Source organism: Ensifer sp. ENS09 (assembly GCF_014852425.1).
Taxonomy (GTDB): Bacteria; Pseudomonadota; Alphaproteobacteria; order Rhizobiales; family Rhizobiaceae; genus Ensifer.
This window is the reverse complement of record NZ_JACVBP010000003.1, coordinates 360,686-380,788: the sequence shown is the minus strand read 5'-3', so window position 1 is coordinate 380,788 and position 20,103 is coordinate 360,686. Positions and strand designations below refer to the sequence as shown.

The 20,103-nt window shown below is 61.6% G+C and carries 17 protein-coding genes; 4 read left to right on the top strand and 13 right to left on the bottom strand.

Going from position 1 to position 20,103, the window contains the following annotated elements:
* Positions 1-14: 14 nt before the first annotated feature.
* The 3 genes from IB267_RS16775 to traA are packed head-to-tail and all read right to left on the bottom strand — an operon-like array spanning position 15 to position 5,036.
* Complete coding sequence (locus tag IB267_RS16775; protein WP_192448621.1) at positions 15-1,175, bottom strand: conjugal transfer protein TraB; 1,161 nt, start codon at positions 1,173-1,175, stop codon at positions 15-17.
* On the bottom strand, positions 1,165-1,731 hold the full coding sequence (gene traF, locus IB267_RS16770) for a conjugative transfer signal peptidase TraF (protein ID WP_192448620.1): 567 nt from the start codon (positions 1,729-1,731) through the stop codon (positions 1,165-1,167). Before traF ends, IB267_RS16775 begins: the two co-directional genes overlap by 11 nt.
* Positions 1,728-5,036 (bottom strand): Ti-type conjugative transfer relaxase TraA, encoded by a 3,309-nt coding sequence (gene traA, locus IB267_RS16765; protein WP_192448619.1) that lies wholly within the window; start codon positions 5,034-5,036, stop codon positions 1,728-1,730. Before traA ends, traF begins: the two co-directional genes overlap by 4 nt.
* A 257-nt stretch (positions 5,037-5,293) precedes the next feature.
* Between traA and traC the strand changes: the two genes are divergently transcribed.
* The 3 genes from traC to traG are packed head-to-tail and all read left to right on the top strand — an operon-like array spanning position 5,294 to position 7,725.
* A complete protein-coding gene (gene traC / locus IB267_RS16760) occupies positions 5,294-5,596 on the top strand; it encodes a conjugal transfer protein TraC (RefSeq protein ID WP_192449247.1) in 303 nt (100 codons plus the stop codon).
* Between the two features lie 4 nt (positions 5,597-5,600).
* Positions 5,601-5,816, top strand: a complete 216-nt coding sequence (traD, locus tag IB267_RS16755; RefSeq protein WP_192448618.1) for a type IV conjugative transfer system coupling protein TraD — start codon at positions 5,601-5,603, stop codon at positions 5,814-5,816.
* Positions 5,803-7,725 carry a Ti-type conjugative transfer system protein TraG gene (traG, locus tag IB267_RS16750; RefSeq protein WP_192448617.1) on the top strand — a complete coding sequence of 641 codons (1,923 nt, stop codon included), beginning with the start codon at positions 5,803-5,805 and terminating at the stop codon, positions 7,723-7,725. The genes traD and traG overlap by 14 nt, the downstream gene beginning before the upstream one ends.
* Positions 7,726-8,064: 339 nt before the next feature.
* Here traG and IB267_RS16745 read toward each other — a convergent pair whose 3' ends face one another.
* Positions 8,065-8,232, bottom strand: coding sequence for a hypothetical protein (locus IB267_RS16745; RefSeq protein WP_192449317.1), 168 nt, complete (start codon positions 8,230-8,232; stop codon positions 8,065-8,067).
* Positions 8,233-8,519: 287 nt separating this feature from the next.
* Positions 8,520-8,828 carry a DUF736 domain-containing protein gene (locus IB267_RS16740; protein WP_192448616.1) on the bottom strand — a complete coding sequence of 103 codons (309 nt, stop codon included), beginning with the start codon at positions 8,826-8,828 and terminating at the stop codon, positions 8,520-8,522.
* A gap of 475 nt (positions 8,829-9,303) precedes the next feature.
* Between IB267_RS16740 and IB267_RS16735 the strand changes: the two genes are divergently transcribed.
* The gene (locus tag IB267_RS16735) at positions 9,304-9,480 is read left to right on the top strand and encodes a hypothetical protein (RefSeq protein WP_192448615.1); all 177 of its coding nucleotides are present in this window, start codon (positions 9,304-9,306) and stop codon (positions 9,478-9,480) included.
* A gap of 162 nt (positions 9,481-9,642) precedes the next feature.
* Here IB267_RS16735 and IB267_RS16730 read toward each other — a convergent pair whose 3' ends face one another.
* The 8 genes from IB267_RS16730 to IB267_RS16695 all read right to left on the bottom strand — a co-directional run bounded on the left by IB267_RS16730 (position 9,643) and on the right by IB267_RS16695 (position 19,500).
* On the bottom strand, positions 9,643-10,536 hold the full coding sequence (locus tag IB267_RS16730; protein ID WP_371742552.1) for a DUF3991 and toprim domain-containing protein: 894 nt from the start codon (positions 10,534-10,536) through the stop codon (positions 9,643-9,645).
* A 475-nt stretch (positions 10,537-11,011) separates the two neighbouring features.
* Positions 11,012-12,235 carry a peptidase T gene (gene pepT, locus IB267_RS16725; protein ID WP_192448613.1) on the bottom strand — a complete coding sequence of 408 codons (1,224 nt, stop codon included), beginning with the start codon at positions 12,233-12,235 and terminating at the stop codon, positions 11,012-11,014.
* 62 nt (positions 12,236-12,297) lie between these two features.
* The gene (locus IB267_RS16720; RefSeq protein ID WP_192448612.1) at positions 12,298-13,533 is read right to left on the bottom strand and encodes a CapA family protein; all 1,236 of its coding nucleotides are present in this window, start codon (positions 13,531-13,533) and stop codon (positions 12,298-12,300) included.
* A 95-nt stretch (positions 13,534-13,628) separates the two neighbouring features.
* Positions 13,629-15,359, bottom strand: a complete 1,731-nt coding sequence (locus IB267_RS16715) for an ABC transporter ATP-binding protein (protein WP_192449246.1) — start codon at positions 15,357-15,359, stop codon at positions 13,629-13,631.
* 17 nt (positions 15,360-15,376) lie between these two features.
* Positions 15,377-16,252, bottom strand: coding sequence for an ABC transporter permease (locus IB267_RS16710; RefSeq protein WP_192448611.1), 876 nt, complete (start codon positions 16,250-16,252; stop codon positions 15,377-15,379).
* Positions 16,253-16,263: 11 nt separating this feature from the next.
* Positions 16,264-17,241, bottom strand: coding sequence for an ABC transporter permease (locus IB267_RS16705; RefSeq protein WP_192448610.1), 978 nt, complete (start codon positions 17,239-17,241; stop codon positions 16,264-16,266).
* Between the two features lie 6 nt (positions 17,242-17,247).
* Positions 17,248-18,852, bottom strand: coding sequence for an ABC transporter substrate-binding protein (locus IB267_RS16700; protein WP_192448609.1), 1,605 nt, complete (start codon positions 18,850-18,852; stop codon positions 17,248-17,250).
* 129 nt (positions 18,853-18,981) lie between these two features.
* On the bottom strand, positions 18,982-19,500 hold the full coding sequence (locus tag IB267_RS16695) for a hypothetical protein (protein ID WP_192448608.1): 519 nt from the start codon (positions 19,498-19,500) through the stop codon (positions 18,982-18,984).
* Positions 19,501-20,103: the final 603 nt, after the last annotated feature.

Below are 20,103 nucleotides of genomic sequence, written 5' to 3'. Positions count from 1 at the left end.
CGTCTCCTCGGGTTTCAGGTGTTGAAGGAAAGTACAAGCGGCATTGCAAACAGCTTTGCCCAGGCGATGGTGCTCGCTCGTTGAATTGCGACAATCGATGTCCCCTTGGTCCACCACCCGTTTCCGACGGCGACGATCAGGTCCGGATCGTGGAGCATCGATTGCAATATCGGCCAGACGACGAGTTGCTCGTAGCAGATCAGTGGTGCCACCCGACGATTGCCCATCGTCGCAACTGGACTGCCTAGCAGGTGCGCCCGCGCGCCACCGCTCTTCCCGAACCATGACCGCCAGGGCTGCCACATCGAGCCCGGGACCGGCATCCGTTCGCGATAGAGAATCTCGCCTCCGTCCGCCGAGAGACCGAAGAGGACGTTGTCATAGGTCTCTCCGCCAAGCATGGCCGCACCGGCGATCACGGTGATGTCGGTCCGTTGCAGGGCGTTCACCCAGAGCCGTTCAACGGTTGGCGTCAAGAAGCCCAGGGCACTTTCGGGCAGGACAACGGCTCTGCCGCCAACTGCACGATCCTTCACCGTTGCAACCAAAGCACTGTGACGCTCTAAACTCGCATCGCGCCCAAGCGATGCCCCCAGCTCGAGATCGACGGGCAGCCAACCCTCGGGTAGTTTCGGATCGGTCCAGTTTGCGGCGGACCAAAGCCAAAGTCCCGAAAGGACAATCGCGACAGCCGGCCAGGCGCGGGTCACGAGGCCCATGAGGCCGGCTGTCAACGCAAGCAATCCCCACCATCCCCATCCGGTAAACAGAACGCCGGCAGCCGTGGCGGGATGAGCCCAACCTGTGATCCCGAAGGGTGGAAGTGCCATGACGACGGCCGCAATCAGGTAGCGGAACGGACGAGCGCCGGAGCGCTTCGTCCAAAGCAACGCATGCACAGCAACAAAGCTTCCGGACGCGCATAGCCAAAGCAGCAAGCCGGGCCAAAGGTCGGATACGTAGAAGGCTGCGACGCCCTGCGGCAAACCACGGGACGCAGAGAGGAAATAGCCGGCCGAGACGAGCAGCGCCACAGACCTCGTCTGCGCGCTCGACCAGAGGACAGGAAACACCAACGCGACCGGCAGAAGGAAGACGTTGCCGCTCCACCCGATCCATCCGGCCACAATCGATGCGATTACCAGACTTGCTGGCCGGAGGTCGTTACGGTGCATAGGTCAACACCTCTTGCGCCAGTCCGAGAATTCCCGCTTCGGAGACGGGCCCGAAATAGCGGGAGTCGTAGGAACCCGCGAAGGGTGAGTGCAGGAAGACTGAACCTGCCGGCACAATCCCTCCCGAAAACGGCGTCATCTTCCGTCCCTGTCCATCAAGCTGCACCACGCTGGAGGCGGGTATCGAACGGCCGCCCACCCTGACGCTGGCGCCCACCTCGACACGCTGTCCGGCAATGGCGATGACCGACTTGATGAGTGGGGAGACGCCGCCCGGACAGAGACCGGAGCGCAGGTACCCGCGCGCCCGTGCTTCTCGCATCGTCGCGGTTTGCGGTGGACAAATGAAGACGAGATCGCCGACGGCGGCTGGCCGAGCGAGCTTGACTATTCGCCAAAGACCAAGCGGCTCGCTCGGCGTGAGATTGATGCGATGGTTACCGAACCAGACAATGCAGATCGCGCTGAGGGACGCCGCTGTCATGATGGCCAAACCGAGTAGGAGCGGGTTATTGCGTCGCTTCAACGGCGCGGTTGCGGTTGGGAGGGCGGTCATTTCAGCGACAGCCCCTGACCTTTGGTCTGGCGTAGCGTCTCTGCCTGTTTCAGGGCTTCGACCGTTCGCTCATGGGCGCTGAGCTGCTGCACAGCGCGCATCAAGTTCCACGCCAACCGGACCTCCGCGGTATCACCGGGTTTCAAGCCAGCTGTGATCGTTTTGAAGGTCTCTCCGTTCGTGTCCTTGGCGGCGAGCGGCAGGAACGTGCGCTCCCCGAAACGCTCGGCGACCGCCTTGGCAAAGCCGTCCAGTTCCGCCTTCACTTGTATGTCGGCGAGAGCGAACCCCAATGCCGCGGAGAGGTCATTGCGATCGATGGCATCCCGCACCCGCTCCAGCGTTTGTCGGGCGCCCGCAGACAACTCGGGGATGTCGATAGCGACCCTGCGGCGGAGTGCCACTTCCTCTGCCCGATAGCGTTGCTCGATCCGGCTGCGCTGGCCCACGTAGTCGCTGACGCTCTGGACCAGAACCGGAACGTTGCGCTCCGCCCGCTCACGGTCCTGTTTGTCGGCGCGGCTTGCGAGAATGCCGGTTCTTCCTTTAAGCGCGCCGTAGGTGTCCGGCTGACTAGCGACCTTGGCGAGCGTCGCATTCGCGACGGTATAGTCCTTCAACATCTCGTCGACATTGACCGCCTTGAAGGCGGCTTCCGGCTGGGCGTAGACAAGATGAAACCGGGTCGACACATCTTCCCATATCTTCTTCAAACCGGGATCGGCTTCGATTTTGTCACTGACTGACTGCTCCATCGATTTCGGGAATGTGGCGATACCGGCAACCATGGGCCTGGTCTCCTTCAGTCTTTGCGCATTCATTGTTTTGGCGCCGACGGCGAACCCGAGCTGCTCGCCGATACTGGCAAGGCGGTGAGCCAGATCAGTCAATTTCTGTTTCTGCCGAACCGTCCAATCAAGTTGGTCGCGGGCGATCGTTCGAGCGACATTGACGAGGTGCAGGCCCCGTGCTTCAGCGAAGTGCAGCGCGTGGCGATAGAAGGTCGCCTTCTCGTAATCGAGCGTGGTTTCCTTCGAGTTCTTCTGCGACAGCATCTCAGTCAGGCCGCCGGCCTTGGCGAATGAACGCTCACCGTAATAGACGTCGAGATCCTCACGGTGTCGGGTCATCGCAACATAAGTCAAATGCCGATCGAGGGAGAGCGAAGCAAGCACCTTCACCCGGTCCACGGTGGCGCCCTGGCTCTTATGGATCGTGGTGGCATAACCGTGGTCGATATTGTTGTAAAAGAGGCTCTCCACCGTCACCTGGCGCTGATGCTCTCCTTCGCCAATCTCCGCAACGATACGATTTTGAGCAGCGTCGAGGACCTTGCCGAGCATGCCGTTCTTGACGCCCAGAGATCCTTCGTTCTTGAGGAAAACGATCTGATCACCGGGCGCGAAATGGCGGTTCCCGTCCTCGGTCCGAAACATGAAACCGTCGTTGAGCAAGCCACGCTCAACGAGCCTGGCACGTGCCATATCGTTGAGCATTTTCACATCGCGCCGAAGGTGGGCGAGGATCAGCATGGTCCTGGTTGGATCGTAATCCCGCTCCCAGTCCACAATCAGGTTCTGGATGGCTTGGGCCTTGAGCTCGGAAGCAACGATCCTGCCATTTGCGCGATAGGCTTCAACCGCCTTGCCGACATCGCCACGGGCGAGATCGAGCGCCGCGTCGCGCATCCACTGTTCGCGTTGTCGATAGATGGTCCCAAGTTCGGCGTAGCCGATACGATCGGCAATGGCGCGGAGGGCCGCGCCCGCTTCAATGGGCTGCAGCTGTTCCGGGTCGCCGATCAGGACGAGCTTGGCGCCAGCCTTGGTAGCGGCCTCGACGAACAGCGCCATCTGCCGGGATGATACCATACCCGCTTCATCGAGAACGAAGACCGTCTTGTTGTCGAGCGGGTTTCGACCTTCTTTCCAGCGCAGTTCCCAAGCCGAAAGCGTGCGCGAGACGATCCCCGCGTCCTTCTCCAACCCTTCAGCGGCCTTGCCGGCGAGCGCACCACCGACGACACGATACCCCGCTGTTTCCCACGCTTCACGCGCAGCCTTCATCATCGTCGTCTTGCCGGCGCCGGCGCGGCCAATGACAGCGGCGATGCGCTCGGGTCCCGCAACATGCTCGATCGCCGATATCTGTTCCTTCGACAGGCGCGAATGACGTGTGAACGCCGCCTTGAGCACTGCATCCCGAACGCCATGCGAGGATCGGCGTGACAGCCAAACCGCGCGACTTGCCATCTCCGCTTCCACCCGGATTAACTCGCGCGTAGCGTATTTTGCCGGCACACGCACGCCTGTCGCAAAAGCGAGCCGCTCGCGGTCGAGACAAAGCGCGCGCGGGCTTTGCAGAATGCGCGCCATCAGACTCTGGAAGAGGCCGGGGTCATCGATATAGCGATGCAGGATCTTGGCTATGTCGCGTTCGTCAAAGACGCTTTTTTCACGCGAGATCAGGTCGAGCACAATCTCCGGCCGGCCCTGGATGCGTCGCGCGTTCTCGCTACGCCGCTCCTCCTGCAATGCCAGCCGCTCGAGCGAAGCTGCCTGTTCGTCCGCCACGGATTTCCGCTCGATCGCCTTGGTGCCGACCCCGAGATGAATGGTCGGCGCAAGCTCGATACCCTGCTGTTCGAAAGAACGGCCATCGATGCGAATGTCGAGACCGGCAAGCCCCAGATGACGGTTCTGGCAGGCAAACCAGCCATCGCGAAATGCGTTGAAATCTTCGAGGTTTCCGGCCCAAAGTTCGTAGACGATCTTGCCATGATCGTTGCGGATTGGATTGCCGTCCGCCCCCAGAACCGCGATCTTCTTGCCACCGAACCCGTTGTCGGTCAGCGGCCTCAACGTCGTCATCAGATGGACATGCGGGTTGCCCGACGCATCGTGGTAGACCCAGTCGGCGACCATGCCCCTTGAGGTGACGTGCCGCTCGACAAAGTCGCGAATGAGCGCGATGTTCTGCTCAACTGTCAGTTCAAGCGGAAGCGCGATCGTCACGTCCTTGGCGAGTTGGGCATCGTCCCGCTTCTCGAAGATCTCAATCTTGTTCCAGAAGGCTTCTGCTGCTCCCGAGATGGGACGGTCTGCAATCATCGACCGCAACCAAGCGGGTGCCTCGGCCGGGATGGCAAACTCCTCGTGGAGCAAACCCTGCTTGGCGCGATAGTCGATCGTCCTTGCTTCCCGCTCGTAGTCCATCTTGGCACAATGCCGATAGGCCGCCGACATGACCGCGCTGCGACCGGAGCCGCGGGCGACGACGCTGACGGAGAAATGGGGAACGGCCACGGCAGAAATCTTTCCCGATTGCGAACAAACTTAAACGGTTCGTGGGGAACGGCGGCCCCGCCAGGGGGAGAAAAGCAAAGCGTCGCATCGGCGACGTATAATTGCGCACTTTGATGCCGCTCCTTCGGAACGGCCGTGATCATTCACAAAAGCATCGCGGTTGGCGATTGTAGGATTAACCGTAGTGCGTGGCGCCCTCCGGTCCGCAAGACTGGCTTCGAAAGACACGCTTTCTGAAGCCAGGGAGAACTGCGGACATGAAGAAACCTTCTTCGAAAATTCGCGACGAAATCGCCAAACTGCAGGAACAGCTCAAACAAGCGGAGACACGGGAAGCCGAACGCATCGGCCGGATTGCACTCAAGGCAGGCCTTGGCGAAACCGAGATCGACGAAATCGAGCTTCACGCGGCCTTCGAGGGTCTGGTGATACGCTTTCGCCAAGGCCAAGGAGTCATCGCTTCGACCGGAAGAAAGAGGAGCGCTGGCGAAAACGGCGGACCCGCCGGGACTACGACGCTCGCGCCTGGCGCGGCTCAGGGCAGCGGTGGCGAGGCTTAAGCGGATGGCGAAAACGAGGACATCCGATGCCCGCAGAAACGACACGCGGGAAAAAATTGAACTCGGTGGCCTGATCGTAAAGGCGGGCCTGCGATACGAAAAAAGGGCGCTTCTGCTTGGAGCACTGGTCGAACTGAGCCTCAGACTGAAGTCCGACGAAGGCGAGCGGACACGGCTGATCGCCATCGGAGCGGAGGCTTTCAGCAATGACAGTGAATAGGTTCGTGCTCGCAATGATCCCCGTCGCGTTGATGACGCTGACGGTTATCGGCATGCATGGCATCGAGCACTGGCTTTCGCCCTTCGGCAAAACGGATGCGGCAAGAGATGCGCTCGGCCGAATCGGTGTCGCCGCACCCTATCTCAGTGCCGCGGCGCTCGGGGTGATTTTCCTGTTCGCAAGCGCGGGCGCAGTCAGCATCAAGCTCGCGGGCTGGAGCGTTCTCTTCGGGGCCGCTGCAACGCTTCTGACGGCAGCATTGCGTGAGGCATCCCGTCTTTCCGCGCTTGCTGCAGAAGTGCCCCCGGGCAAGGTTGCCTCGTACCTGGACCCTGCATCTATAATCGGTGCGGCTACAGCGCTGATGGTTGGATGTTTCGCGCTCCGCGTTGCGCTGATCGGAAATGCGGCCTTCAGACGTCCCGAGCCCAAGCGTGTGAAGGGACAAAGGGCTCTTCATGGCGAGGCCGACTGGATGAAGATGCGCGAAGCGGCGAAGCTCTTTTCCGATACAGGCGGAATTGTCATTGGCGAGTGCTACCGCGTCGATAAGGACAGCTCGGCAGAGCAGTCGTTTCGAGCGGATGATCTCGACACCTGGGGCGCTGGCGGCAAACCGCCATTGCTCTGCTTCGACGGGTCATTCGGGTCGTCGCACGGGATCGTCTTTGCCGGATCCGGTGGGTTCAAAACAACATCAGTGACAATTCCGACGGCACTCAAATGGAGCGGGGCGCTTGTCGTGCTCGACCCTTCAAGCGAAGTGGCGCCGATGGTCTGTCGACATCGCAAAGCCGCCGCGCGGTTCCTCCGGATCCTCGATCCGAAGGAACCGGAAACGGGCTTCAATGCGCTCGACTGGATCGGTCGGTTCGGCGGGACCAAGGAGGAAGATATCGCGTCGGTCGCTTCATGGATCATCAGCGACAGCGGCGGGGCGCGTGGCTTGCGCGACGATTTCTTCCGCGCTTCGGCGCTGCAATTGTTGACCGCTTTGATCGCTGACGTCTGCCTTTCCGGCCATACCGACCAAGAAAACCAGACCTTGCGGCAGGTTCGGACCAATCTGGCGGAACCCGAGCCGAAACTGCGCGAACGGCTAAAGTCGATCTATGGCAATTCGAACTCGGACTTCGTGAAGGAAAACGTCGCCGCCTTCGTCAATATGACGCCGGAAACCTTCTCGGGTGTCTACGCCAATGCTGTGAAGGAAACGCATTGGCTGTCCTATCCGAACTATGCGGCCCTGGTTTCCGGTTCGACCTTCTCTACCGATGCCCTTGCCGCCGGAAGCACCGATGTGTTCATCAACATCGACCTCAAGACCTTGGAGACGCATGCCGGGCTTGCCCGTGTGATCATCGGCTCGTTCCTCAATGCGATCTACAATCGCGACGGCCAGGTGAAGGGGCGGGCGCTCTTCCTTCTCGATGAGGTCGCGCGCCTCGGTTACATGCGGATCCTCGAAACCGCGCGTGATGCTGGCCGCAAGTATGGCATCACGCTGACAATGATCTATCAGTCGATTGGACAGATGCGCGAAACCTATGGCGGCCGAGATGCCGTAAGCAAATGGTTCGAGAGTGCGAGCTGGATTTCTTTCGCCGCGATCAACGATCCCGACACGGCGGACTACATCTCTAAACGCTGCGGCATGACGACGGTCGAGATCGACCAGGTCAGTCGAAGTTTCCAATCGAAGGGAGCGTCGCGAACCAGATCAAAGCAGCTTGCCGCGCGTGCCCTGATCCAGCCACACGAAGTGCTTCGCATGCGCGCCGATGAGCAGATCGTCTTCACCGCCGGCAACCCGCCGCTTCGCTGCGGACGGGCGATCTGGTTCAGGCGAAAGGACATGAAGGCTTGCGTCGATGTGAACAGGTTCCACAAGATCGCGCAAGACGTCTGAGGCTCCAGGATCGAACCGGCGCGAAGAGCAGCGAGCAAGGGTGATCCAGAAAAATGAAGAGTATCGGAGAAATCAGCATAGCGGCGCCCCAAAGGGCGAGATGTCGGGAATTCTCGCCGTGCGGAGGGCGGGAAAAGGGCAGCCGCAGGAGCCTCAACGTAGAGGCCCGAAGGGGAGGCGGGACCGACTGTACCCCGCGCCTCGCACACGATCGACGGCGAGCCTGCCTGCGCAATGACGATCGGTGCGGTGGCTCGTCGGAATAATACCCACAGGTGCCCGCGCCCCCAACTTGAGAAAGATGGGCACGGTGTCAGTTGCATGCAAAAAAAGCCTCCGTCAGAACGGAGGCTCTGCGCTGACACGGCCGTTTTGTTCCGCCAGGGCGACCTCGCGCTCGGCCTTGGCGAGTTCAAGTTCAGTCTCGATTTGCCGACGCTCGCCAGTGCAGACGGCGTTCCTGAGCTCGGCCAGCACTTCTTCGATGTGTTGTTCGATCGTCATCATCGTCATCTCCTCATGTTTGAGAAAGATGACATCCGCGGTCTTGGGGAGAGGGTCGGGTCAAGGAGCGCCAAGCGCCCGCACCACGGCGGGTGAAGGAGCCGAAATGCGCAGGCATTTTGGGGGGAACCGCCCGTCCTTGAGGCGGTCCTTTCAACACGTCAAAATGGGATGATCTGAGCAAATCCCAACCTCTCGTGTGACAGCAAAAAGCCGGAAACCGGCTCGATGCCTGTTTCCGGCTTCAGAAATGAGGCCTAACCCCGCTTGGTGGCGGGGCCGGCGGCTCCTTACTCCCGGTTCGGGCGGGACCAGATGAGCTGGTATCCGTCTTCGCCATCGACTTCCGTCAGCGTCGCGTAGATCGGAGCCAGGAAGCTCGGGTCATCGAGCTTGACCGAGAGGTAGTCGCGGTCCTGTTCGGAGCGCTTCTGCCAGGCGGCGCCGAGTTCAACGGCGCCCGCAAAGATGCGGAACTGCGGCCCCTTGTCGGAGGGGCTCTCGATGCGGGCGATGCGAGCCTTGACGTTGAGGGCGAGGGTGCGGATCGAGCCGGTGAAGCCGCTTTCGTTTGCGGTGAAGGTGCCGATGGTAGCCATTGTCCTGTTCCTTTTGCTGTTTCGGGCCGCACCATTGCGGCCTCGATGGCAGTCGTAAAGGCCGGGGACGATCGGACCGCACCCGTAAGGGCCGGAACAAACGTGAAGGGCGGAACGGAAGAACTTTCTTGTTTCGCGAGGAATGGCGGTGATCCGGGGTCCCACTCAAGTGGGGCGGTCTCCGCCAGGGGATGAAAGTTTCGGCGAGCCGTTGCGGGAACAAGAGCAAGGCGAAGCCGTTCCCCGGGCAGACATACCCCATCGAGACCGCGGATGGTGCCCCGGCGCTCAGGAAAAAGGATATGACTGTGGCGATCGACATCAGATGATCCCAAGCCGACAGCCGCACCGGGTTTAACTTGACTGCCAGCACAACGGTCAAGACATGCTTCTCGCTTTGCCCTCAGCCAAGGGTCGCCTGCGAGACAAACTTAGAGCGATAGATTTACATCGCGATTCGTCGCCCGGAGGAAAAATGCGTCAGCAAACCAAGCCGTTCATCGTTGAGATCAAGCAGTCCAGAAAGCCGAAAACGGGGATCCATAAACCGTCGATCTGGGGGAAACTGGATCAGAGCGTGGCTGACAGCCCTATGGACCACCTGAAGCCGGTCGTGGAGTCGGCCACCGCCAATAGCGGCGACCGGCCTTAATCATTCGCCTCCGACGCTACCAAGCCGCATACGGTCGCGCGCTGCGCGTGCACCGCCGCTACCTCAGTCCCCACTTTGGTTTTTCATGACACCTTCTGGCTCGCGGCATCCCGGCCATCCGGGTCAAGGGCCGGCGCAGGGGCGAAGCCTCCGTTGATGCGGTCAGCGGGTACGCGGCACGTCTGCCTTATTCGTTGTCTTGTTCATTCTATCCTTGTCCTGCTGCAGCACATGATTCCAATCGTCGGCGGAGGGGCGAAGTCGATGCCATGCGCACCCGACGTCGTCAGCCAGTGCGCGGAGCCGGCCGGCATAGGCGTCGCCTTGCGAATTGGCATCTGTCGCTGCGACGAGTTGCGGGTCCGAGCCTGCCGCCAGCGCGCGCAAGGCGGCACTCGTCGCCGGCGCCCAGCCACCGCCAGTGCTAAGATAGAGCGTGCCCGCCCGCATCCCTTCGATGGCCGCCAGGCTCATGGCGTCGATCGCCGCCTCGGTCACACAGAGGCGAGTGGCATTTGTGCAGCCAATCCGGAACAAAACCTTGCTGCCGCCGGTCGCAAATCCACGCCATTCCGGCCCACGAGATTCCCATCCGCAAACCTCACCGAACTCGTCGGTATGCGCCGCCCACATGCTCCCCGAGGGCCCTTCGCGCAGTAGACCTTGAGCGATCGCGGTGCGGATGATGGGGACAGGAAGGCACCGCTGCCAACGGAGATAACGCCATGTTGCGGAGCCCGGCCATGGCGATCTCCGGCTGGCCCAAGTTTCGGAAATGGAAGTGAGGTCCGGAAGTTTACGACTTTCGTGCTCCCACATGGTAGGCGACGGCTCCGCACCCGAAAGTGCGGCGACCCGAGCGCATGCTTCGAGGAAGGCGCAACGCTCCAAGTGGACTACGAGACCGAAGACGTCGCCTTTCTCCTCACCCAGAGGATCGAACCATCCCTTTCCTGAGTGCGTGACAATGATGATTTCGCTGCCACGGCGATACTTCAATGCACGTTTTGTGCTCTCTCTAGGGTCGAGAGCGAAACCAGAGGTCTCCAGTGCCACCTCACAGCGCACAGTTTCCCGCAGTCGTTCAATCTCACTCCGGTTCATTTCTTCATTCAGTCGCGTCGCGACCGTCCTCCCATCTCGCTTCTTCCCGTGATTATCGCGGGCCGATTTCAAACCGCCGCGAAGAGAAAAGGCCGCAAGGGCGCGCTCCGCAATTGTAGGATTCTACAATTGGAGACGTCAGCCGCGAGGAAGCCTCGCTTGCGGCCGCCGGCTCGCAACCGGCAGCCGGAACAGCGCAGGAATGAAGGAGGGGGGCCCAATGAGCCGCCCAGGGATGAAATTCTTGGTGGAAGATCCGGACCCGGGCCAGGACGCCATCACAAACAAGCGGCTGACCCAGCACGATCGTCAGCATGCACCGTTACCGCGGAAATCGCCGCCGCCGATGAACAGAACGCTCAAACATCACCGACGGCCGATCTTCGAATTGATTGCTCAATCGCTCACAGCGGCCGACCCAGTCGTGTCACCTCCTCACCGCCAACCGACAAATCCCCATTGCCACCTCGAACGAATTTTCGAACGCCGGGAGTGGCAGGACCTCGTAGCGCGAATGGAAGTTGTAGGCGCCGGTAAAGAAGTTCGGCGTCGGAATGCCCCGCGCCGAAAGCACGGCGCCATCGGTCCCGCCGCGCATCGGGAACAGCTTCTTCTTGATCCCAAGCTCATCCATGGCCGTGAAGAGCAAGGAGACCGCCCGATTGTCCTTAGCCAGGCTGGCGGCGATGTTTCGATAGGTCTCGGTGACCTGGTAGCGGACGTTGCCGCGGGGGTAACTTAACCGGATCCGCTCCGCGACCTCGGCGATCCGCCGCTTGCGCTGATGGAACCCGTCGGTGTCGAAGTCTCGGATCAGGCAGGTGAGTGTCGCCTCGCTGTCATTGGCGACGAGATCCTTGAACCAGAAGAAGCCCAGGCGATCCGCGGTGTGTTCCGGCGTGTCGTTGCGGTCGAACTGGGCCATGAAGGCGATCGCCATCGTCAACGGATTGACGAGATTGCCCTTGGCCGACATCGGATGGGCGCTGACACCGGTGAAGACGATCTCGGCGGAGGCGGCGTTGAAGGTCTCAAGCACCACTTCACCCAGTTCACAGCAGTCGATCGTATAGGCAAAATCGCAAGGAAACCGAGAGAGATCGAGCGCCTTGGCGCCGCGTAATCCGATTTCCTCGTCGGGTACGAAGGCGGCGTAGACATCGCCGTGCTCTTTGCTGTCGAGCCGTCCAAGCAACGTCATGATCACCGCGATCGCCGCCTTGTTGTCGGCGCCGAGCACACTGGTGCCATCACCGACGATGATGTCCTCGCCCTGCCAGCGGGCGATCTCCGGATGCTCGGCGACCCGCAGCCAGATGTCTTCCTCGGCATTGAGGCAAAGGTCCTTGCCGTCGAAGCGCAGGATCTGCGGCCGGATGAACGGCGAAAGGCCGACATCGACGGTGTCGAGGTGGGCGATAAAGCCGATCGCCGGCGCGTCGGGGCAACTGCCGCGTTTGAGACCGGTGACGATGGCATTTCCATCGACGACAACGTCTGCCAGGCCCAGTGTCCGCATCTCCTCAGCCAAGAGGGCCGCGAGGGTGGCCTGACCGGGCGAGGAGGGCAGGCAAGTCGCGCGGCCATTGCTTTGGCTTTCGATCGCCGCATAGCGAAAGAAGCGGTCGATCAGTTCCTGGCGAACGTCCATGGATGGTCCTCAAGTGGGAGATGCGGGCTGAGACGGCCCGTTTAAAGGGTGCAGCGGTCCGACTAGACTCGGACGATGCCGACACCATGCGAGATCTGGATATCGGTGCCGAGCCCAGCCGATTGCTCTTTGAGCCGCGCCAGAATCCGCTCGGCGCGGGCCCCGGTCGCCAGATGCGGCGCTAGCCGCCGCTCGAGCACGCCGTCTTCCAACGCTTGTTCGCCACCGATGATGACCGGATACAGTTTGATCTCGACGAGACGGTTGTCGGCATCGAAGGTCGTGGCCGCCACCACGCTCTCCCAGACCTCCGGCGCCGTCCAGGTCGACTTCTCGGAGCGCACATGGAAGATGAAGTTGCCGAGGCTGTAGAAGATCGGCCGGCCGCGATAGATCTCGATCGGCTGCAGCACCGGCGCACCGTGGCTGACGAAGAGCGACGCGCCGGCATCGATGCAGGCGCGGGCGACACCACTCACCCAGCCAGGCACCTGGTACCAGTCGGACGCCCAATGATGATGGTGCAGATAGGCGACCACCAGCGATCCGTCTTTCGCCGCCGCCGTGATGGCGCCAAGGTTCCTCTCAAGATCCGCCGCATCGATGTTCACGCTGCGGCCGCAGCGCTCCGATCGCCGGAACACGGCCCGGGCAAGGGCGATCTCGGTCTGCGGATCGAGCTCTGGACGATCGTCCGGCTGGCTGTCATTGGCGAGATCAATCGCGGTGTAGCCGACCTGGTCGCGAATGGCGGCCAGTTGTTCGAATGCCGGGGCATCGACCTCGATCCTCTGGGTGATCCCGAGCCGATTGACGCCGGGACGGGCGGGGCGGTTGGCGTCGCCGTCGGCAGCATACATGAAGTCGGGTCCGGGACCGCCGTCCATCGCAACGATGGCAACCGGCCGCCCGGATACCGTTGCACGGCTCGCTTGAGAGACCTCGCCCTGATCTCGACCGAGACCCGCATGCAGGAAGCCACGTTTCTCGACCTCTTCCAACGTCGAGAGCACGCCCGACGGACCGAGGTCGAAGGCATGATTGTTCGACAGCGACAGCGCGTCGAACCCGATGCCCCGAAGGCAGTCAAGCACGACTGGATCGCTGCAGCCGAAGAACGAGCCTTTCAGCGGCCAGCCACCGTGACGCCCAAGGATCGTGCTTTCGAAGTTGGTGAAGGCGAGATTGGCTTGGCAAAGCAGCGAGCGAACCTTGGTGAAGGCCGGATCGGTGACGTCGCGGATGTCGTGCTTGATCAGCGATTGGCCAGTCAGGGCAAAGGTGAAGCGTTCTTTCATGCGATAACTTTCTATGGCGATTGCGGCCAAGCGTTCGGGGATTGTGATGACGGGCGCAGCGCTCGCGCGTTCCCGTCCTGGAAGGAGCGCGTCCCTCAGCATGTGAAGCGCTCGGGTCGGGCGGCAATCAGGCTGCGGGTATAGGCGTTGTCGGAGCGGGAGAAGATGAAGTCCGAGGACCCAAAATCCTCGATCCGGCCGTTTTTGAAGATGTAGACGGCGCTGCACATCGCCTGGACGATCGCCAGGTCATGGGAGATGAACACCATGGTCATGTCCTCTCCGGCGATGGTTTCCTTCAGCAGCGTGACGATCTCGGCCTGCACCGAGACGTCGAGGGCCGATGTCGGCTCGTCCGCAACGATGATCTCAGGCTTGGCGAGCAGCGCACGAGCGATGCAGACCCGCTGCTTCTGGCCGCCGGAGAGCTGATGCGGATGGCGAGACGACAGGCTCCGGGCAAGGCCGAGGCGATCCATCATCATAGCCGCCGTCTCGGCAATCGGTTTGTCTCTGGATCCACCCGCTGCACCGAAGCGAATGCTTTCCTCCAGTGTCTCGGCAATGGTCAAACGCGGATTGAGCGAGACGGACGGATCCTGGAAGATCATCTGCACCCGGCCAAGAAGACCGCTGCGCCGGCCGCTTGAGGCCGCCTCATAGCTTTGCTCGCCGATCACGATCCGGCCCTGATGGGCGCTGTCGAGACCGGCGAGGATGCGGCCGAAGGTGGTCTTGCCGCTGCCGCTTTCGCCGACGATGCCGGTGATCGTGCCACGCGGCAGGCGGATGCCAACATCGCGCAGGCCGAAGCTCGATCGTTTGCGGCCAAGTCCCAAGCCCAAGCCCAAGCGCAATCCTTGCGGGGAAAAAGCTTTCGAGATGCCTTCGGCAACAAGCAGCGGGCGCTCGGCATGATCGGTGGCGCGAGAGCCGTCCGGACCATCCCTGTCTGCCACTTTGTCTTCAGCCGTCGCGACCTGTGGCGGGATGCGCAGTCGTGGAACGGCGGCAAGCAGCTTGCTTGTATAATCATGGCGTGGCTGATCGAGGATGATGACGGTGTCATCCGTCTCGACCACCTGGCCCTTCTTCATGACCAGCACCCGGTCGGTGATCTCGGCGATCACCCCCATGTCGTGGGTGACGAGAATGACCGAGACACCGGTGTCATCAACGAGGGTTCTGAGCAATTGCAGCACCTGCTTTTGCACCGTGGCATCGAGTGCCGAGGTCGGCTCGTCGGCAATGATGATGTCGGGTGAGCCGGCAAGGGCAATGGCGATGACGATGCGCTGTCGCTGACCGCCGGAGAACTGGTGTGGGTAGCTGCCATAGCGCCGCTCCGGCTCGGGAATGCCGACACGGGCCAGCAGATCGATGGCCCGGGCGCGGGCCGCGCGTTGCGACAAGGAAGGGTCGAGCGCAAGGCAGGTTTCCTGAACTTGCGCGCCGACGCTCATCAACGGATCGAGCGAAGCGGTGTGATCCTGGAAGATCGCCGAGATCCGTTTTCCCCGCAGCGCCTCGCGCTCGCTGGCGGTCATCCGCTCCAAAGCCTTGCCGTCGAAGCTGATCGTTCCCGAGGACTGCTGGAACTCGGGCGCAAGCAGTCCGAGGATGGCATTGCCGACGGTCGACTTGCCAGCCCCGGACTCGCCGATGATCCCAAGGATCTCGCCACGGCCGAGCTCGAAGCTGACGTCGCTGAGGATCGTCGTCGGGCCGGCCGCGGACAGATGGCGAAGGCTAAGGTTCTCGACCCGCAGCAACGCGGCCAACGGAGACGTCGAGGATCCTATGTTCAATCGCTGCTGCGGAGGCATGTTCATCTGTTCCACTGTCATCGCGTCTGGTTCCTTGGATCGAGACTGCGGCGAACGTCCTCGCCGACGAGATTGATGGAAGCGATCAGGCCGAAGAGGGCGAGACCCGGAAACAGGCTGATCCAGTACTGGCCGGTCATCAGGTACTGGAAGCCGTTGGCAACGGCGGAGCCGAGCGACGGTTTGTCGATCGGAACGCCGAGGCCAAGGAACGACAGCGTCGCCTCCAGTGCTACCGCATGGCCGACCTCGATCGGGATCAAGGTGATCGCCGGTGCGATGCTGTTGGGCAGCAGGTGGCGGAAGATGACCCTTGATGTCGGAAGCCGCATCAGCCGGGCCGCATCCATATAGGGCTTCTTGACCTCGCTGAGCGCCACGCCACGGGCGATCCGGGCGTAGGTCGCCCATTGCACGATGACCAGCGCCAGGATGATGCGGTCGATGCCCGGACCGAGCGTGACGATGGCAATCAGCGCAATCAGGATGGTCGGCAGGCTGAGCTGCAGGTCGACGAGCCGCATGATGACGACATCGACCCATTTGCCGAAGTAGGCGGCACTCACCCCGGCGGTGAGCCCGATCAGGGCGGCAAGTGCTGAACTGACGATCGACACCACCAGGCTGATGCGCAGGCCATAGAGAATGGTGCTGACGATATCGCGGCCAAGCCCGTCGGTTCCAAGCAGATAGAGATAACCGCCGCTGCCAAGCGTTCCCGGTGGCGACGATGCCTCCCAGCCAAAGATCTGCAGGGGATCGTAAGGGTTCTGCGGTGCGATCAGCGGTGCGGCAAGGGCAACCAGCACGTAGCTGACGAGCAGGATTTTGGACAGGGTGAGCACCGGTCCGCGTCGGGGCTTCTTTAATGCGCTCAGGATTTGGGCTTTCATGACGGTCCCTCTCAAGAAGACAGGCGCACGCGCGGATCGAGCACGGCGTAGAAGAGATCGACGAGGGCGTTGAGCCCGACGAAGGCGACGGCGATGAAGGTGAGGGTCGCCATCACCACCGGGCGATCGAGCAACTGGATGGAGTCGATCAGAAGCTTGCCGACGCCCGGCCAGGAGAAGATCGATTCCACCACCACGGCAAAGGCGAGCATGCCGCCGAACTGCAGGCCGATGATCGTCACGATCGGCACGCTGATGTTCGGCAGCGTGTGGCGCATCAGGATCCGCCGTGACGACAGCCCCTTGGCGCGGCAAAACCGGGTAAAATCCTGGCTTTCGACCTCGATCGTGCCGGAGCGTGACAGCCGTGCGATCAACGCGATGTTCGGAATGGCGAGCGCCAGCGCCGGCAGCACCAGGTGCCAGAGCCCGTTGGCGGTCAGCCAACTCCAGTCCTCGCCAAGGACACGCTCGGTTGCCCCCCGGCCACCGGAGGGAAACCAGCCGGTGAGGATGGCGCCGACGAGGATCAGCATCATCGCCAGCCAGAAGGAGGGGATGCTGAGCGCCGAGACGCTGCCGTTCAGCAGAGTCCGATCAAACAGCGTGCCCACGCGCCGGCCAGCAAGAAGTCCGAGCCCGGTACCAAGCGGGGCGGCAATCAGCATGGCGATAATGGCAAGTTCCAGGGTTGCCGGTAGCTTGCTCATCACCAGGGTGAAGGCCGGCTGATGGTAGATGTAGGAGGTGCCGAAGTTGCCGCTGATCACGTTGCCGATGAAGACGAGGTACTGGCGCCAGATCGGCTGATCGAGACCGAGCGCGATGGTGGCCGCCTGAATGTCCTCCGGGGTGGCGGTGTCGATGTTGACGACGTTGAAGACCGGATTGCCGACGCTGTGGATGCCGATAAAGCCGATCAGCGACATGGCGATGAGCAGCAGGAAAGCCTGTGACAGCCTTCCAAAAACAATCGAGATCATGCCCATCAGCGCTTACTCCGTCGCAGCCTGCGTCTGCATCGCCGTCGTCCAGCCGCGCGGATGCATGACGTAGGAGCCGATGCGCGGTCCGTAACCGACGATGTGGTGGAAGTGGTAAAGCGGGATGATCGGCTGGTCGGCCATCACCAGCTCCGTTGCCGAAGCCAATGCCGCATTGCGCTCAGGCCCGACGGCAATGCTCTCGGCCTTGTCCAGCATCTCGTCGAAGGCGGCGTTCTGATACTTGCCGAAGTTCAACGCGCCGGTTCCGCGCTCCTTGCTCGGTGAAGCGAGCAAGGCGCGAAGGATGATGTCGACAGCCTCACCGGAGGTGCCGCCATACCAGACGGCGTAGTCGCCGGCAGCGCGCTTGGTGTTGAACACCGAGAACGGCGCTGTTGCCGGCTGGGCGGCAATCCCGATGCGGGCCCAGCTCTGGGCAATCGCCTGCAGGCTCTCGGCGTCGCCCGGATAACGCCCGGCCGGTCCGGCAAGCACCAGGTTGAAGCCATCAGGATATCCGGCCTTAGCCAGCAACGCCTTGGCCTGCGCATAATCCGGAGCCTCAGGCAACAGCTTGGCCGACGTGCCCGGCAGGCCAGTCGGAAACACCTGTGACGCCGCGGTGCCATAACCGGCAAGGATCTTGTCGGCGAGAATGCCGCGGTCGGTGGCAAGCGCCAGCGCACGCCGCACCTGCGGGTTCTTGAACGGGTTGGCGATCGGCGCGCCCGCCTTGTCGGTCACACCGGGAAGGGTGTCGCGAGCCACATCGAACTGGAGGAAATTGATGCGGGCGGCACCGACGCTGGCAATCCACGCGCCGCGCTGCTTCAGACCGTCGACATCGCGGGCGGGAATGGCGTCGGCGACATCGACCTCACCGGTGCTTAAGCCCGCCACCCGGGCGGCCGGGCTCTCGATCACTCGGAACGTAACCTTCAGCCAAGCAGGCTTGCCGCCCCAGTAGGCGTCGTTGCGAACAAGCCTCAGGTTCTCGCCGGAACTCCAGCTCGCAAACTTGTAAGGTCCGGTGCCATTGGGCGCGGCGCCGGAATTGAGCGCTTCGGTGGTCTCAAAACCGTCCGCCGGCTTGTTCATTATGAAGATCGAGGAGAAGGTGAGCGGCAGGGTCGGCGCCGCAACATTGGTCTCGATGACCACCGTCAGCGGATCGGGTGCAGAAACCGCCTTGATGCCGCTGACAGACGAACGAAAGCCACCGCTTGGAGGCTTCAGGAAATCCCGGATGCGCTCGATCGAATAGACAACGTCATCGGCGTCAAAGACCGCGCCATCATGGAAGCGCACGCCGTCGCGGAGCTTGAACTCCCAATGCGTGGAGGAAAGTGCGCGCCACGAACTGGCAAGGCCGGGCTTTAGCTCGAGACCCTCGTCCTGATACACCAGTCGCTCATAGATATGCGAGAGCAGTGAGGTGTTCTCGTTGAGATTGGCGTAATGCGGATCGAGCGTCATCAGCTTGTAGGAGGTGGCGATGCGCAGTTCGCCCGCTTCCTGCGCCCCGGCGGGCACAGAGACCAACGGCGCCCCTAGCGAGACGGACAGGAGAAACGCCGGCAACAGGCGCTTGCGAAAAGGTCTTCCCAGTTTCATGTGCAATTCCCTTTGTTTTTGGCAGAGTCAGAGGCTCGCGCCGAAGGGCTCCGGCGCGGGGTCATTTTGAGATTGCTTAAGTGCCGGCGGCGGGCTGCGAGCGAGCCGCTTACGATGCGGCGAACACCTTCAGCCGCTGAGGCGTGGCGAGGGGTCAGCTGCCGTGTCAATTTTGAGCAAATCAGCCAGCACGGTACGGATTTGCGGCCAGGGTTCGTCGGAACAGGTGAGGGAAGGCTGGTTACGCGTCACAATCGCGTCGAGTTTGGCCGCAACACCAGCGATCGACGGCGCCGGCGTCAGCCACAAGGCTTGGGCGGCCAGTTCCTCCGCCAGCGCTGCGCGGTCCTCAACTTCAAGAGCCTCATTGTAAGCTCGTGATCCGTCTTGGTCGCGCGAGGATGACGGGTCAGCCGAAAAGAGGGAGGTTTCGAGGTGTTGCAGTTGCGCCGTCGATTCGCTCATACGGTCCCACGTGGCACGCCAAAGATGCCAGGCCGCCAGCGCCTCATCCTGGTTGCCCGCTTCAAACAACGGATTTTCAGGGGCGGAATGAGCCTGAGGTGTGGGTAAGCAGGCCGCAACCAGGGAATGTAGATCTCCACGGGTGACGGTAGGCAAAGTTCTGCTATTGTCGGAATCAGCCATGATCCGAGCTCCTGACAGCTTGGGTTTGGTCAGGCTGTGCGTGGTGTTCCAAGCACCGAGCACAGCCGCATGAACCTTTAAGTGCCACATGAACCAAAAAAGTTCAACCGAGAAATTGAAATTTATGAGTGTAATAACGGGAGCTCAGATTCGCGCTGCAAGAGCGCTTGTGCGTTGGACCGCTGAGGAGCTGGCAAATGCAGCAAGCGTGGGGCTCTCCACAATCCGACGAGCTGAGGCGGAAGATGGGCCACCAACAATTACGCCAGCGAACCTGAAGTTAATCCGAATTGCTCTGGAATCCGCCGGCGTAGAGTTTATCCCCGACCACGGCGACGGAGCAGGGATTCGATTAAAGAAGTAGCCATCGAAACTCAGCTTCCTTGTCCACCCAAGCCGGTTACCGCTGCTTAACCAGCACAGATGGCGCTGCTAACTTTGGCTTGAGCAACCGCTCTTGATCGCATGCTGATCTCTGACGCGCACAATCGCGTGAGGGGACTATGAATTTCACAGGCTCCGTCATCTATGTGCGGTCTTTGAAGTCGGACGCTCAGACGCCGGGTCTCTTCTTGCTCATGCAAGAGGAGGCCTTTTTTGAGT

Excerpts from the sequence above, each read along its gene's own strand:
- IB267_RS16735 (WP_192448615.1), top strand. The coding sequence starts at position 9,304 with ATGCGTCAGCAAACCAAGCCGTTCATCGTTGAGATCAAGCAGTCCAGA.
- pepT (WP_192448613.1), bottom strand. The coding sequence starts at position 12,235 with ATGGACGTTCGCCAGGAACTGATCGACCGCTTCTTTCGCTATGCGGCG.
- IB267_RS16720 (WP_192448612.1), bottom strand. The coding sequence starts at position 13,533 with ATGAAAGAACGCTTCACCTTTGCCCTGACTGGCCAATCGCTGATCAAG.
- IB267_RS16775 (WP_192448621.1), bottom strand. The coding sequence starts at position 1,175 with ATGCACCGTAACGACCTCCGGCCAGCAAGTCTGGTAATCGCATCGATT.
- traF (WP_192448620.1), bottom strand. The coding sequence starts at position 1,731 with ATGACCGCCCTCCCAACCGCAACCGCGCCGTTGAAGCGACGCAATAAC.
- IB267_RS16710 (WP_192448611.1), bottom strand. The coding sequence starts at position 16,252 with ATGAAAGCCCAAATCCTGAGCGCATTAAAGAAGCCCCGACGCGGACCG.
- traG (WP_192448617.1), top strand. The coding sequence starts at position 5,803 with ATGACAGTGAATAGGTTCGTGCTCGCAATGATCCCCGTCGCGTTGATG.
- IB267_RS16705 (WP_192448610.1), bottom strand. The coding sequence starts at position 17,241 with ATGGGCATGATCTCGATTGTTTTTGGAAGGCTGTCACAGGCTTTCCTG.
- IB267_RS16745 (WP_192449317.1), bottom strand. The coding sequence starts at position 8,232 with ATGATGACGATCGAACAACACATCGAAGAAGTGCTGGCCGAGCTCAGG.
- IB267_RS16740 (WP_192448616.1), bottom strand. The coding sequence starts at position 8,828 with ATGGCTACCATCGGCACCTTCACCGCAAACGAAAGCGGCTTCACCGGC.
- traD (WP_192448618.1), top strand. The coding sequence starts at position 5,601 with ATGGCGAAAACGAGGACATCCGATGCCCGCAGAAACGACACGCGGGAA.
- IB267_RS16700 (WP_192448609.1), bottom strand. The coding sequence starts at position 18,852 with ATGAAACTGGGAAGACCTTTTCGCAAGCGCCTGTTGCCGGCGTTTCTC.
- IB267_RS16715 (WP_192449246.1), bottom strand. The coding sequence starts at position 15,359 with ATGCCTCCGCAGCAGCGATTGAACATAGGATCCTCGACGTCTCCGTTG.
- traC (WP_192449247.1), top strand. The coding sequence starts at position 5,294 with ATGAAGAAACCTTCTTCGAAAATTCGCGACGAAATCGCCAAACTGCAG.
- IB267_RS16695 (WP_192448608.1), bottom strand. The coding sequence starts at position 19,500 with ATGGCTGATTCCGACAATAGCAGAACTTTGCCTACCGTCACCCGTGGA.